General features: G+C 33.2%; 11 protein-coding genes. 5 read left to right on the plus strand and 6 right to left on the minus strand.

Annotated elements, in window-relative coordinates; all coding sequences use genetic code 11:
• Positions 1-8: 8 nt before the first annotated feature.
• The gene (locus tag V1T75_RS01790) at positions 9-1,280 is read left to right on the plus strand and encodes an adenylosuccinate synthase (protein WP_330486841.1); all 1,272 of its coding nucleotides are present in this window, start codon (positions 9-11) and stop codon (positions 1,278-1,280) included.
• Between the two features lie 32 nt (positions 1,281-1,312).
• Positions 1,313-1,846: a DUF1572 family protein gene (locus V1T75_RS01795; RefSeq protein WP_330486842.1), complete on the plus strand. Its 534-nt coding sequence runs from the start codon at positions 1,313-1,315 to the stop codon at positions 1,844-1,846.
• A gap of 55 nt (positions 1,847-1,901) precedes the next feature.
• On the opposite strand, the gene V1T75_RS01800 is transcribed toward V1T75_RS01795, so the two are convergent.
• The 4 genes from V1T75_RS01800 to V1T75_RS01815 all read right to left on the minus strand — a co-directional run bounded on the left by V1T75_RS01800 (position 1,902) and on the right by V1T75_RS01815 (position 6,452).
• Positions 1,902-2,621 (minus strand): SCO family protein, encoded by a 720-nt coding sequence (locus V1T75_RS01800; RefSeq protein WP_330486843.1) that lies wholly within the window; start codon positions 2,619-2,621, stop codon positions 1,902-1,904.
• Positions 2,618-3,340 carry a formylglycine-generating enzyme family protein gene (locus V1T75_RS01805; RefSeq protein WP_330486844.1) on the minus strand — a complete coding sequence of 241 codons (723 nt, stop codon included), beginning with the start codon at positions 3,338-3,340 and terminating at the stop codon, positions 2,618-2,620. Before V1T75_RS01805 ends, V1T75_RS01800 begins: the two co-directional genes overlap by 4 nt.
• 83 nt (positions 3,341-3,423) lie before the next feature.
• Positions 3,424-4,878, minus strand: coding sequence for a copper-containing nitrite reductase (gene nirK, locus V1T75_RS01810; protein ID WP_330486845.1), 1,455 nt, complete (start codon positions 4,876-4,878; stop codon positions 3,424-3,426).
• A 143-nt stretch (positions 4,879-5,021) separates the two neighbouring features.
• Positions 5,022-6,452 (minus strand): pyridoxal phosphate-dependent decarboxylase family protein, encoded by a 1,431-nt coding sequence (locus V1T75_RS01815; protein WP_330486846.1) that lies wholly within the window; start codon positions 6,450-6,452, stop codon positions 5,022-5,024.
• Positions 6,453-6,590: 138 nt separating this feature from the next.
• Here V1T75_RS01815 and V1T75_RS01820 point away from each other — a divergent pair, with 138 nt between their 5' ends.
• Both V1T75_RS01820 and V1T75_RS01825 read left to right on the plus strand, forming a co-directional pair.
• Positions 6,591-8,237, plus strand: coding sequence for an OstA-like protein (locus V1T75_RS01820; protein ID WP_330486847.1), 1,647 nt, complete (start codon positions 6,591-6,593; stop codon positions 8,235-8,237).
• Between the two features lie 5 nt (positions 8,238-8,242).
• Positions 8,243-9,421: an aspartate aminotransferase family protein gene (locus tag V1T75_RS01825; RefSeq protein WP_330486848.1), complete on the plus strand. Its 1,179-nt coding sequence runs from the start codon at positions 8,243-8,245 to the stop codon at positions 9,419-9,421.
• A 77-nt stretch (positions 9,422-9,498) separates the two neighbouring features.
• Here V1T75_RS01825 and V1T75_RS01830 read toward each other — a convergent pair whose 3' ends face one another.
• Positions 9,499-9,894 (minus strand): hypothetical protein, encoded by a 396-nt coding sequence (locus tag V1T75_RS01830; RefSeq protein WP_330486849.1) that lies wholly within the window; start codon positions 9,892-9,894, stop codon positions 9,499-9,501.
• Between the two features lie 128 nt (positions 9,895-10,022).
• Positions 10,023-11,237, minus strand: coding sequence for a POT-type proton-dependent oligopeptide transporter (locus V1T75_RS01835; protein ID WP_330486850.1), 1,215 nt, complete (start codon positions 11,235-11,237; stop codon positions 10,023-10,025).
• A 424-nt stretch (positions 11,238-11,661) separates the two neighbouring features.
• On the opposite strand from V1T75_RS01835, the gene thrA reads away from it, so the two are divergent.
• Positions 11,662-14,103: a bifunctional aspartate kinase/homoserine dehydrogenase I gene (gene thrA, locus V1T75_RS01840; RefSeq protein WP_330486851.1), complete on the plus strand. Its 2,442-nt coding sequence runs from the start codon at positions 11,662-11,664 to the stop codon at positions 14,101-14,103.
• Positions 14,104-14,106: the final 3 nt, after the last annotated feature.

A 14,106-nucleotide genomic window follows, 5' to 3' on the forward strand; every position in this document is an offset into this window, starting at 1 on the left:
CACACTAAATGGCAGTAGATTTATTACTCGGACTACAATGGGGAGACGAAGGAAAAGGTAAGATTGTAGACGTTTTAACAAAAAACTACGATATAATCGCGCGTTTTCAAGGAGGCCCAAATGCTGGTCATACCCTAATTTTTGATGGAAACAAACATGTATTACACACCATTCCTTCAGGAATTTTTCATAAAACAGCTTTAAACGTAGTAGGTAATGGAGTGGTTATTGACCCTGTTATCTTTAAAAAAGAATTAGAAAACTTAGATAAACATAACATTGATTATACTTCTAAATTATTAATTTCTCGTAAAGCACATTTAATTTTACCAACTCACCGATTATTAGACGCGGCTTCTGAAACTTCAAAAGGAAAAGCAAAAATCGGATCTACTTTAAAAGGAATTGGGCCTACTTATATGGACAAAACAGGTAGAAACGGAATGCGTGTTGGTGATTTAGAATTAGATAACTGGAAAGAAAAATATAGAGCTTTAACTGAAAAACATTTAAGTATGTTAGCCTACTTTAATGTTCAAATCGATTACGATTTAGATGAGTTAGAAGCTGAGTTTTCTAGAGGGATTGAAAAATTAAAAACATTACAGTTTATTGATTCTGAAGAGTTTTTAAACAACGCTATTAAAGAAGGGAAAACTATTTTAGCTGAAGGAGCTCAAGGATCGTTATTAGATATTGATTTTGGAACCTATCCATTCGTAACTTCATCTAACACTACCGCTGCTGGTGCTTGTACTGGTTTAGGAGTTGCTCCTAACAGAATTGGTGAAGTTTTCGGTATTTTCAAGGCTTATACTACTCGTGTAGGTTCTGGACCTTTCCCTACTGAATTATTTGACGAAGATGGAGCTACTATGGCGAAAGTTGGTCATGAATTTGGAGCTACAACTGGACGTGCTCGTCGTTGTGGATGGTTGGATTTAGTTGCGTTAAAATATGCTGTTGATGTAAACGGTGTTACGCAATTAATGATGATGAAAGGTGATGTATTATCTGGTTTCGATACCTTAAAAGTTTGTACTTCTTACAACTATAAAGGAGAAGAAATTTCGCACTTACCTTATAATATTGAGCCAGAAAATGTAAGTGTAAATTATACAGAATTCAAAGGTTGGGAAGATGATTTAACAAAAATGACTTCTGCCGATGATTTGCCTCAAAACTTATTAGACTACATTGCGTTTATTGAAAAAGAAACGGGTGTACCTGTAAAAATAGTTTCTGTAGGACCTGATAGAAAACAAACTATTAACAGATAAAATTTAAAGGAGCTCAATAGAGCTCCTTTTTTATGATGGTAAAAGAATACTTAGAGAATATCACTGCCCAATTTACATCGTACAAAGAAGTAGCTGATAAAACAATTGCTCAACTAGAAGAAAAAGACTTACACTGGAAATACAATGAAGAAAGTAACAGCATTGCTGCTATTATTGTTCATGTATCTGAAAACATGTTATCGCGTTGGACGGACTTTTTTACTTCTGATGGAGAAAAAGAGTGGAGAGATAGAGATGCTGAGTTTGAAACTCATGATTTATCAAAAAAAGAATTGATTGCTCAATGGGAAAAGGGTTGGAACTGTCTTTTTACTGCTTTAGATTCATTAAATGAAGAAAACTTCAATCAGCCTATTCTCATCAGAAATAAACAAGTTAAGTTACTTGAAAGCATTACGAGGCAAATAGCTCACTTTCCCTATCACATTGGTCAAATTGCTTATGTAGGTAAGATGATTTTAAACGACAAATGGCAAACCGCTTCTATAGCTAAAGGAAAATCTAAAGAGTTTATACAGGCTCAGTTTGAAAAAAACAACTCATAAAAAAACGTCTTTTAGAAATTCCTAAAAGACGTTTTTAATAGGAAACATATGGCAACTAATTTTTTACTGTTTCCAAAATACTTGCAACGGTTTCTTTATTATCTACACCTAAACCTTCTTGTTGGTGCACTAACTCCCCTTCCGGATTAAATACACTTATAATATTTGAGTGTGAAAAATCTAATGGAGAAATTTGTTTGTATTTCACAGCCAGTACATTGGCAAATTCTCTAACAGATTCTTCGGTACCTTGTAAAAAAGTCCAATGCTCATCATCCATAAAGTTTTCTTTCGCAAAAGCTTTTAATCGTTCTGGGGTATCGTTTTTAGGATCTATACTAATTAAAACATATTGTAAGTCTTCGTTATATTCTTTAGGTATTTTAGCCTCAATATTACGCATATCAGCAACCAACCTGGGGCAAGCTGCTTTACACGTCGTATAAATCATGACCATTACCAGCGTTTTTCCTCTTAAATCTTCTAAATGAATCGTTTTATTCTCTTCGGTTTTCCATTCTGATGCTAAATTGAATATAGAACTTTCAGAGATATCAGTAGCTAAAGCTAACTCTTTAGCCTCTTTTTGATCTTTCTGTGTTAAATCCATTTTACAAACAGGACAACTTCCTTCTTCTGTATATGTTTTGTCTCCCTCACAAAACATCGGACATTCATATACAGTTGCTAAATTTGTGTTGCTTTTTTCTTTTTTACAAGAACTTACTAACGTAATTGAAAAAAGAAGTATCGTTATATATTTTACTACTTTCATTGTGCTATATTTTTATCTTTTACACATCTAAAACCTAAGTTTCGCATCGTGTATTTAGCTTTTAAACTTCCACGGGTAGCATACCGCATAAAAGCTGCATAATTCATTAAATCTGTTGACCCTACTGCTGCACTACCACAAAACAAATTGCTATCGTTATCAACATCTTTTCTAGATTCTCCCGATACCAATACTGAATTAAAATCAGAGGTCCATTCCCAAACCAATCCGTGCATATCATACACCCCCCAATAGTTTTTAAATGTTGACCCTATAACATTAGTAAATGTTCTTGGTTTTTCATACCAACTTAAAATGTATTCATTGTAGGTTTTTAAAGTTCTTGCATCTTGTAATTTCTGATTAGCCATTCCAACATATTCCCATTCATCTACAGTAGGTAATCGTTTTCCTTGCTGTTCACAATAACATTTTGCAGCAAACCATGAAACATTCGTAACTGGTGATTTTAAGTTAAGCTTCTCCCCTATTTCTGTATCATTTTTCCAATTAATCAGGTAACTTTTATTTGCAAAAAGTTTAATTACTTTAGATTTTCTCCACTTTGGGTTTTCTTTTACAAACTGTAAAAAATCTTCATTGGTTACAGGGTATACATCTATTAAAAAATCTTGAATCGTAACTCTTGCTGAATCTCTTCCATACAAAGGAATATAACTCCCTCCTTTAATAGCAACCATTTTAGATTGACAATTCATATGGGAAATGCCTAAAAAAAATATACAAATTGTCAATCTTAAAATAGTTTTCATTTCTTATAATTTAACGTTTAACTACAATTTTAGTGAGCACTTTTTACTTCCATTACCGTATTTACACTGACGTTGGTTTTATTATTACCCCAAGAATTGTATACATAGGTTAGTACATCTGCTACTTCTTGATCGTTCAACGCTTGTTTGGTCATTACACTGTTGTATTTTTGACCGTTTACCGTAATTTCACCTGTTTTACCATGTAAAATAATATCGATAGCTCTTTTTACATCAGCATTTAAGTAGTCTGATTTTGCTAAAGGAGGAAATGCATTGGGAATTCCTTCTCCATTTGCTTGGTGACAAGCAAAACATGTTTTTGTATAAATCTGTTTACCATCTGCTATTTTTTGCGCTAATGATTTTTCTTGCTTAGAAGCTACAGCTTTATCTTCTTTACCATTGGGCATTTCTTGAATAGTACCTCCTTCTGGGTTATAAATACCTTCTTGTTTTACTCCTGAATAAATCTTTTTACTTTCTTCTCCTTTTACCTTTAACATTCCTAAAGCTCCTTTGTTAAACGCTCTAAAAATAGCATGGTCTACTAAAATAAAAGTACCTGGAACATCTACTTTAAAATCAACAATTGCTGCTCCTCCTGCCGGAATAGAGGTTGTTTGAACATTTTTATTAATTACATCTCCTCCTTCTATATGCACATTGTCAAAAATTTCACCAATAACATGGAAAGATGATGTTAAATTAGGTCCTCCATTACCTACAAATAAACGTACTGTTTCGCCAACATTAGCGGTAATTGCATTATCTCCTGTTAAGGCTCCTACACTTCCGTTAAACACTACATAATCTGCATCTTCGTCTACAGCTTTTCTCATATCAAAAGCTTGTAGGCCTGGTTCTCCGTTTTCTCCTTTTGTATAGAAATCTCCTTGCATAATATAGTACTCCTTATCTACTTTTGGTAAACCTCCTTCAGGCTCTACTAAAATTAGTCCATACATTCCGTTCGCAATATGCATTCCCACAGGTGCAGTAGCACAGTGATATACATATAATCCAGGGTTTAACGTTTTAAATGAAAATGTTTTTTCATGTCCAGGCGCTACAAATGATGAAGTTGCTCCCCCACCTGGCCCTGTAACTGCATGTAAATCGATATTGTGAGGTAATCTATTATCTGGGTGATTAGATAAGGTAAATTCTACTTCATCTCCTACTCTGGTTCTTATAAAGCTACCTGGAACAGAACCGCCAAACGTCCAATACACATATTCTACACCATCTGTCATAGTTCCTTCTTTTTCAAGAATTTCCATATTTACCAGTAACTTTTTGGCTGATCTATTGCCAACAGGTGTTGGAACATGAGGCGGAGCTGTTAATTCTGCTTCTATTGTTCCTTTAACTGCTATATCTGAAGCGCTTTTCATTGCAATACTTTCAGATTTTTCATTCTTGCAACTTGCCATTAAAAACATAGCTGCCAAAACCATTGAAATTGTTTTCACTTGTTTCATCTCTTCTATTGATGTAGTTATTAATAATTTTACATAAAAGACTTTTTTATCTTTTATATAAACAAAACTACTAAGAGAAATGCTTTTGAAATATGACTTTTATCATGAAAACAAAAAAAGGAGCTGATAGCTCCTTTTTTGATTTATTTTTCTTTTAAAATTTCTTTACCAAAATGGTGACACAACTCCAAGGTTTCTTTCACATCATCTATGGTTGTTTTTGGATTTATCAAACACATTCTAAGCACTACTTGTTTATTTAAGATTGTAGTTACTAAAAACGCTTCTCTTGATTCCATTATTTTTTGAGAAATTTTCTGATTCAATTCATCAATTTCTTTTTCTGATAGGTTTAATCCAATAGGATTGTATCTAAAGTTAATTACTGCCAACGTAGCTGGTGAAATAATTTCCCAATTTCTACTTTTACGCAACATTTTTTCTACGTCATCAGCTAATTGGATGTTGTAAGTAACCGCTTCTTTAAAAGCATCTAACCCATAGGTTTTAATAGACATATAAAACTTCAAGGCTCTAAAACGTCTTGTTAACTGAATTCCGTAATCGTAAAAGTTAATTTCAGATTCATTTCCTTCAATATCACGTAAATACTCTGGTTTTTCACTAAAAGTACCACTTAACCAAGAAGCATCTTTTACTAATAAACAACCTATTTCATATGGTTGATAAAACCATTTATGCGGATCTACAGTAAGAGAGTCAGCTCTTTCAATTCCTCGTAAAGCTTTTGCTCCTTTTTCAGCTAAAATAGCGGCTCCACCATACGCTCCATCGATATGAAACCATAAATCTTCCTCTTCACAAATGTCTGCTATTTCATTTAAAGGATCTACAGTTCCTGTATTCGTGGTTCCCGCAGAAGCGATGTAACAAAATGGTTGTAAGCCTTCTAATCGGTCTTTTGCTATTGCATTTTTTAATTTGTTGATACTAATTCTAAACTCTAAATCGGTTGGTAAGATTCTAATTTGCTCTTTTTTAAACCCTAAAACGCGAATTGCTTTAATATTTGAAGAGTGTGCTTGATCTGACAAATAAATTACCGCTTTCGAAAAATCATCACCACATTTTAAGCGTCTCGCGGTAACTAGAGCTGTTAGGTTTGCCATAGAACCACCACTGGTAAAAATTCCTCCTCCTTTTTCAACAGGGAAATTATACATTTTTAATAACCAGTTCATCGTTACAATTTCCAACTCAGCTGCTGCTGGAGACACCATCCATCCGCCTGAAAAAATATTGAATCCTGTAGCCAAACTATCTGCCATAGTACTAATAAAATTACTAGGTCCAGGTACAAATGAATATGCTTTAGGGTGTGAAATAACGGTACTGTTAGGTATTACATTGTCCATTACAAAATCTAACACTTTTTCTGCAGGCATACCATTGTTGGGGGCTTCTTGTAAGAAAATACTATCCATTTCTTTTCTTGAAGCACTAGCCACAGGTTTTTGTTGCTCTAAAGTAGCCCAATGTTCAGCAATTATATCAACTATTTTATATCCGTAAGATTTCATCTCTTCTTTTGATAAATCAAAATGAGCGCTCATATCTTTATAATTTTTTAATTTGTTGCAAAATTAACCATTTACTAAATGACAGCCTTTTATTTATCTTGATAATTTTATTTCTTTATTAAGATTTTGGCATGTTCTTTTCATTATTTTTGTGCATTAAATCGTATTATTTTGAAAAAACTATTTCTACTAACTTTTGTATTATTCTCTGTTGTAAGTTTTTCTCAAACCAAAAAAATCAAAATACTTTCTACCGAATTAAGTACTGCTGATGAAAGCAAATATCCCGGAGCTACTATACTGATAGGAAAAGTTAAAATGTCGCACGAAGGAGCTACTCTAGACTGTAAAAGAGCCCTACTTTACAAAGACAAAAACTTATTTAAGGCCATTGGTGAAGTAATTATTGAGCAAGGAGATAGTATTATTCAATACAGTGATTTTGCTACTTATAATGGAAATACAAAAAAGGCCAAATCTTGGGGAAACGTAGAAATTAATGATAAAGAAATGACGCTAAAAACTGATACGCTTCATTTTGACAGAATCAACCAAGTATTATACTATCCTAATGGAGGAACCATACGTGACACAAAAAACACTTTAAAGAGCGTAAAAGGAACTTATCTTTTAAGAGAGAAAAAATTTACGGCACAATCTAAAGTAACAGTTGTTAATCCTGATAATCATTTAGAATCTGACCATTTAGACTATTATACCAATACCAACTTGGCTTATTTATACGGACCAAGTACCATTACCAATTTAAAAGATAGCACAAAAGTATATTCTGAAAGAGGTTTTTACGACACGAATACTGATATTTCTTACTTTGTAAAACGCGCAAAATTATTTTTAAAAGAACGAACTGTTTCTGCCGATAGTTTGTATTATGACAAGCGTAATGGTTTTGCTTCAGCAACCAACAATATAAAAGTGGTAGATACTGTACAACATATGGTTACTAAAGGGAATTATGCTGAACTATACGAACAAAAGGATTCTTTATTTATTATTGATAGAGCCGTTGCCATTTCTGTATTAGAAAAAGATTCTATGTATGTAGCGGGCGACAAAATTTTACTTACTGGAAAACCAGAAAAACGCATTGCTCGCATTTTTAACAATGTAAAAATATTTAAATCTGATTTACAAGGTAAATGCGACTCTATACACACAAGTCAAGAAACAGGATTAACCAGAATGTTTAACAGACCTATTTTATGGTCTAATAACAGTCAAATAACGGGTGATAGCATCCAACTACTTACTCATAAAGAGAGCAATAAGTTAGACTCTTTAAAAGTATTGCAAAATGCATTCATGATTCAACAAGACTCGGTAAACACAGATAATTACAATCAAATAAAAGGAAGAAATATTTATGGTAAGTTTGAAGATGATGACTTGCGGACTATGATGGTTAAAGGAAATGCAGAATCGTTGTATCATAACAATAATGAAGGTACTCATAAGCTGGAAACCATTACCAAAGAAATTGCGAGTGATATAGAGTTTATTTTAGAAGATGGAGCAATAATTCAGACTACCTATTTTAAAAAATCTGAAGGAAAAACCTATCCTCCCTCCGAATTCCCCCCTGGTGAGAAAAAATTTAAAGGTTTCTTGTGGCGTGGTGATGAACAGCCTAAAACAGTCGAAGATATTTTTGTAAAAGATACAACTAACGCTGCTACTGCTCCTTTAAAAACCCAAAAGCAACTCGATGTTGTTAAAAAGGCGAGAAAACAGTTTATTGATGAAACTACCAAAAAAGAAGAAAAACAAAAGAAACCAAACCTTAAAGGATTAAAATAATTTCTGTGAAAGACGATTTTTTAAAATACCAAGGGCAAACCACTCCTCATCCCTTAGCGATTGAAATTTCACACGCTAAGGGTAGTTATATTTATGATAGCAACGGAAAAGCGATGTTAGACTTTGTTGCTGGAGTTTCTGCCAATAGTTTAGGACACAACCACCCTAAGGTAAATGAAGCCATAAAAAATCAATTGGAACAATATACACATGTAATGGTGTATGGAGAGTTTATACAAAAACCTCAATTAGAGCTGTGCAAAGCCTTGGCTGCTACCTTACCTCCTAACCTATCGTCGGTATATCTGGTAAATTCGGGTACCGAAGCGACTGAAGGAGCTTTAAAATTAGCCAAACGTTTTACGGGTAGAAGTGAAATTGTTGCGGCTAAAAATGCGTATCATGGAAATACACAAGGCGCTATGAGTGTGTGTGGAGCAGAACAACAAAATCGTGCTTTTCGTCCGTTAATTCCAGGTAGTAAGTTTATTGAATACAACAACGAAGTAGATTTAGAAAAAATTACTACCAATACAGCGGGTGTTATCCTAGAAACTATTCAAGGAGGTGCTGGTTTTATTGAGCCTAAAAACAACTACTTAACAAAAGTAAAACAACGCTGTGAAGAAGTTGGTGCCTTGTTAATTTTGGATGAAATCCAGTCTGGAGTTGGACGTACAGGAAAATTTTGGGGATTTGAAAATTACAACGTTACTCCAGATATTATTATTACAGGTAAAGGTTTAGGTGGCGGAATGCCAATCGGCGCTTTTATTGCTTCTTTTGAAGTGATGGATTGTTTAAAAGAATACCCGAAATTAGGACATATTACTACGTTTGGTGGGCATCCTGTAGTTGCGAGTGCTGGTTTAGCTACCGTACAAGAAATCACTTCCTCTAACTTAATGGAAGAAGCCTTACGAAAAGAAAAAATTATTCGCGATGCTTTTAAAAATCATTCCGCAGTTAAAGAAATTAGAGGAAAAGGATTGATGCTTGCCTTATTAGTAGATACTCCTGAAACTGCCTCTCAAGTAATTTTAAAGTGTTTAGATAAAGGTTTAATTTTATTCTGGTTACTTTTTGAAGGAAGAGCCATTCGTATTACGCCTCCACTCACCATTTCTGACGAAGAACTAAAAAAAGGATGTGATCTTATTGTAAGTGAGTTGGATAAGTTGTAGTTAAAATATGTCTAATTACAGTTATACATCTTAAGTTAGTAATTTTTCATATACGGTGTTGTGTGTAGTTTTTTATTTTAGTCAAATTCCGTTTTGTGGAATTCCAATAGTTTATCCATGAAAAGATTTATTTCTTTTTTCTCTTTTAATTTGAAATCCGCAAACATAATCAATCCGAAAACAACAAACACAATCGGCAAAATCCAATTTTCTTTAATCAACGAAATTATTGAAATCAGAATTCCGAGTCCGAGTAAAACTTTCGCTAAAATATTTATTGGTGACTTAAAGTCAAATTTCAAATCATAATTCCCTGTGTTATTCACAATTCCGATTAGTCTGTGATTGTTCGGGAAACGATTCCGCATTAATTCAAACTTTTCAGTTCCGATATATCCATTATAGAATCCGTTCACAATTAACTTGTTTAGAATTCTTAAATTTTTATCACTTTTGGTTATAGTTTGTCTCATTCCTCAAATTACACACAACGTGTTTGTATTAGATTAGTTGCGTGTTTTAAGCACCTAATTTAGCAAATACAAACCGAATAGAAAATCCGCGAGGATTTTCATAAATAAGCTTGCACTAGCAATTAATTTTATACCGTGTTATAGGTAGTTTTTTTATTCCACCATACATATCCAATCAATCCAATTCCAACAACTGCCATTCCTGCTATTCCAATTTTCAGTCCTAACATTGGATTGTCAAATAATTTATCGTTAAACAAACCAAAAATTAAAGAAATCAATCTTGTTGGTAAAAATGCCAAACTAATTAAAATTGCTAAATATTTTGGATTAGAATATTTTGTCAAAATTGAATGGATTATTGGTGCAATATGAATTTCCGAAATTACAAGAAAAAGTAATGAAATCAAATAAGTTACTGTATGCTGTTCAGTCGGTACTTCTGGAATTAAGAATAATATTCCGAATGATATTACTCCAAAAACAAACCCAAGCATTAATTTAAAGAACTGACTGCTGTAAAAGTAAGTCCACAAAACAATTGCAATTATACTAATAGGTAAAATGAAAATAGAGTTGATTGATTGCCATAAATGATTTAGGATACCTAAAGTTGATATTTCACTCAATTGTAACTGTAAATCAAAAGTCCGAATCCTTGATAATTCGTAAAATCCCCAAAATAAACCAACAACAATAAATGCAATTAAGATGTTTAAAATTCTTTTACCTATTGGAAACTCATTTTTCTCAATTTCATCCATCCCTTTTTCTTTTGAAAGGATGATAGGAATTATTGAGATTAACATTAATATTCCAGATATTACAAATCCGATATTGTAGCCATATGTTTCTCCTAAATATCCAATTAGTAAAATTCCCAGGAAAGAACCCAAATTTATTGCGAGATAGAATATCGTAAATCCTGAATCTAATAGTTTAGTCTTATTCAGATATGTTTTTCCGAAATTTGAGATGATATTTGGCGTGAAAAATCCGCTACCTAAAACGACAAGAAATAAACCTAAATAAAGTCCAATTGTGGAAGGAATGCATAAACTGAAAGCTCCGATTGCTTGAATAATTCCACCAATTATAATTGTTTTTTTATTCCCAATAAGTAAGTCTCCAAAAAGACCTCCGATAATTTGAGAGAAAACTAACGAACCTACAAGCCAACCGTAAATCGTTAAGGCTTCAGTTCTTTCCATATTCAGTGTTTCTCCTACCATATAAAGAACTACAAGAGCACGAAATCCATAATAAGATGCTCTTTCCAACATTCCTGAAATAGAGTAGTAGAGAGTTTCTTTTGTGTGTTTCTGATTTTGAATTTTTTCCATTCAGTTTATTGGGTTGGTAAATTACCTACAACTAATTTATACAAAGAATAAACTTACTGGTATACTCCTATTTTGACAGGATAAGCAGCAATTTTTAGCAATTTTATTCTTCTTATTTTTTAGCAATATAGGTGTATTTTAGAAACTGTCAAAAAAGGCTTTTCACAAAAAAACAACAACTTTTCTTGTTTTTTAGAACATAATGTATACATTTGGCTCAATGTTTAACAACAAAAGACATATCATTTCTATTCCAGCTGTAACTACGGCTTCTTTTGTTGGCACAACAACTACAATTACTACTACAACCCTTTAGGGGTTATTTTTCTACATATCATCTCCGTATATATTTATTTTTTCAAAAGACTTGAAAACAGATAAATAGCTTAAAAAATCTTATTTTTAATTTATTATTCATTTTAAAATGAACGTTTTAAAATTTGGTGGTTCCTCAGTAGCCAACCCTCAAAACATAGAAAAAGTAGTACAAATCATTGCCAATGCCTCTGTAAACAGTCCACTTATTGTGGTGGTTTCTGCTTTTGGTAAAACAACGAATAAACTTATTGCATCGGCAGAACAAGCTGCTCAAAACAATGCGAATTATCTTGAAAACTATAAAGAAGTTGAGTTAGTACATTTTGAAGTAATTGAAAAATTAGTCCCTGAAAATCAGCAAGAAGAAGTTAAAAAGCATATTACTTCCCTTTTTAAACAATTAAAAACCTTATTAGAAGGTTGTTATTTATTGAATGAAATTACACCCAAGACTTTAGCTACCATTAGTGGTTTTGGTGAATTGTTATCTTCTTATATCATTGCAAGCATAGCTCGTAAGGAACTGGATGTCGTATATAAAGACAGTAGAGAGCTAATCTTCACTTCCAACGCCTTTGATAAAGCACAAGTTGATTTTCAACTAACCAACGCTAATTGTAAAGCCTATTTTGAAAATAACAAACACCAAGTAACTTTATTACCTGGATTTATAGCTCGCACTAAAGAAGGAAAGTCAACTACTTTAGGGCGTGGAGGATCCGATTATTCTGCGGCTATTTATGCGGCGGCTGTCAATGCTGATGAATTGCAAATATGGACAGATGTTAGTGGTATGTACACTGCGAATCCGCATCTAGTAAAACAGGCATTTCCTATTCCACATATTTCGTATCAAGAAGCCATGGAATTGTCACATTTTGGGGCTAAAGTTATCTACCCTCCTACCATTCAACCAGTATTGGAAAAAGAAATTCCTATTCGCATAAAAAATACCTTTGAAGCTGAAAATGTAGGAACCCTTATTTCTAAAATTACCGAAAACGGAAAACCTGTAAAAGGAATATCGCATATAGAAAATATTACGCTATTAACGTTAGAAGGAAGTGGCATGGTAGGCGTTTCTGGCATTTCTAAACGTTTGTTCGAAACCTTATCGACACACAACATCAATGTGGTGCTAATCACGCAAGCTTCTTCTGAGCACTCTATTTGCGTGGGAATTTATGACGACGATGCTGAAAAAGCAGCTTTAAAAATTAATGAAGCTTTCGCTTTTGAAATAGAGCGTCATAAAATAGACCCAATTATTGTAGAACAAGGTTTGGCAATTATCGCTTTGGTAGGCGATAAAATGAGAAATCACCAAGGGTTAAGCGGACAAATGTTCAGTTCTTTAGGCAAAAACAACGTGAATATTCGTGCCATTGCCCAAGGTGCTTCAGAGAAAAACATTTCTGCGGTTATCAACAGTTCAGATGCAAAAAAAGCATTGAATACGCTACACGAACAGTTTTTTGAAGAAAAAATAAAACAATTAAACTTGTTTGTTACGGGTGTAGGAAATGTGGGTGAACGCTTTTTAGCACAAATCCATCAACAAAAAAAGTACTTAAAAGAGCAGTTAAAACTAAATGTACGTGTTGTGGGGATTTCTAATTCCAAACAAATGATTTTTAATGAAGGGGGTATCAGCTTAAAATCGTGGAAAGAACAATTACAAAACGGAGAAGCAAGTTCTTTAGAGCTTTTTTTCCAAAGAACAAAAGCGTTAAACCTTCGTAATTCGGTTTTTATTGACAATACGGCCAATCAACAAGTTTCTGAAATATACGAACACTATTTAGTCAACAATATTGGAGTGGTTACGTGTAATAAAATAGCCTGTGCTTCTGAACTTAACAATTATAAAAAGTTAAAACACATCTCTCGAAAGTACAGCGTTCCATTTTTGTTTGAAACCAATGTGGGTGCTGGTTTGCCTATTATTGATACGCTTAAAAACTTAATTGCTTCTGGTGATCGAGTGCATAAAATACAAGCGGTGTTATCGGGTTCTTTAAACTTTGTTTTCAATAATTTTAATGAAAGTATTTCTTTTCATGATGTCGTACAACAAGCGCAAGAACAAGGATATACAGAACCCGACCCTAAAATTGATTTAAGTGGTGTGGATGTAGCCAGAAAAATATTAATTCTTGCACGTGAAAGTGGTTATGAGTTAGAACTTTCAGACATCGAAAACAATGCTTTTTTACCTGAAAAGAGTTTAAAAACTACGAATAATGATGATTTTTATGCTTCTTTGACTGAGTTTGAGACACAATTTCAACAAATATATAAAGAAGCTGCCGATAAAAATTGTCGTTTAAAATATGTTGCTGAATTCAATGATGGAAAAGCAAGTGTTGGCTTACAACACATTCCGTTTGACCATCCTTTTTATAATTTAGAAGGTAGCGACAACATCGTATTGTTTTTTACAGATAGATATCCTGTAAATCCACTACAAATAAAAGGAGCTGGTGCGGGTGCTGAAGTAACCGCTTCTGGAATATTTGCTGATGTGATACGAATTGGAAATCAATAGTAT

Origin of the sequence: Tenacibaculum sp. FZY0031 (genome assembly GCF_036350695.1) — a bacterium.
Classification (GTDB): domain Bacteria; phylum Bacteroidota; class Bacteroidia; order Flavobacteriales; family Flavobacteriaceae; genus Polaribacter.

Excerpts from the sequence above, each read along its gene's own strand:
- nirK (WP_330486845.1), bottom strand. The coding sequence starts at position 4,878 with ATGAAACAAGTGAAAACAATTTCAATGGTTTTGGCAGCTATGTTTTTA.
- V1T75_RS01800 (WP_330486843.1), bottom strand. The coding sequence starts at position 2,621 with ATGAAAGTAGTAAAATATATAACGATACTTCTTTTTTCAATTACGTTA.
- V1T75_RS01815 (WP_330486846.1), bottom strand. The coding sequence starts at position 6,452 with ATGAGCGCTCATTTTGATTTATCAAAAGAAGAGATGAAATCTTACGGA.
- V1T75_RS01835 (WP_330486850.1), bottom strand. The coding sequence starts at position 11,237 with ATGGAAAAAATTCAAAATCAGAAACACACAAAAGAAACTCTCTACTAC.
- thrA (WP_330486851.1), top strand. The coding sequence starts at position 11,662 with ATGAACGTTTTAAAATTTGGTGGTTCCTCAGTAGCCAACCCTCAAAAC.
- V1T75_RS01790 (WP_330486841.1), top strand. The coding sequence starts at position 9 with ATGGCAGTAGATTTATTACTCGGACTACAATGGGGAGACGAAGGAAAA.
- V1T75_RS01805 (WP_330486844.1), bottom strand. The coding sequence starts at position 3,340 with ATGAATTGTCAATCTAAAATGGTTGCTATTAAAGGAGGGAGTTATATT.
- V1T75_RS01795 (WP_330486842.1), top strand. The coding sequence starts at position 1,313 with ATGATGGTAAAAGAATACTTAGAGAATATCACTGCCCAATTTACATCG.
- V1T75_RS01830 (WP_330486849.1), bottom strand. The coding sequence starts at position 9,894 with ATGAGACAAACTATAACCAAAAGTGATAAAAATTTAAGAATTCTAAAC.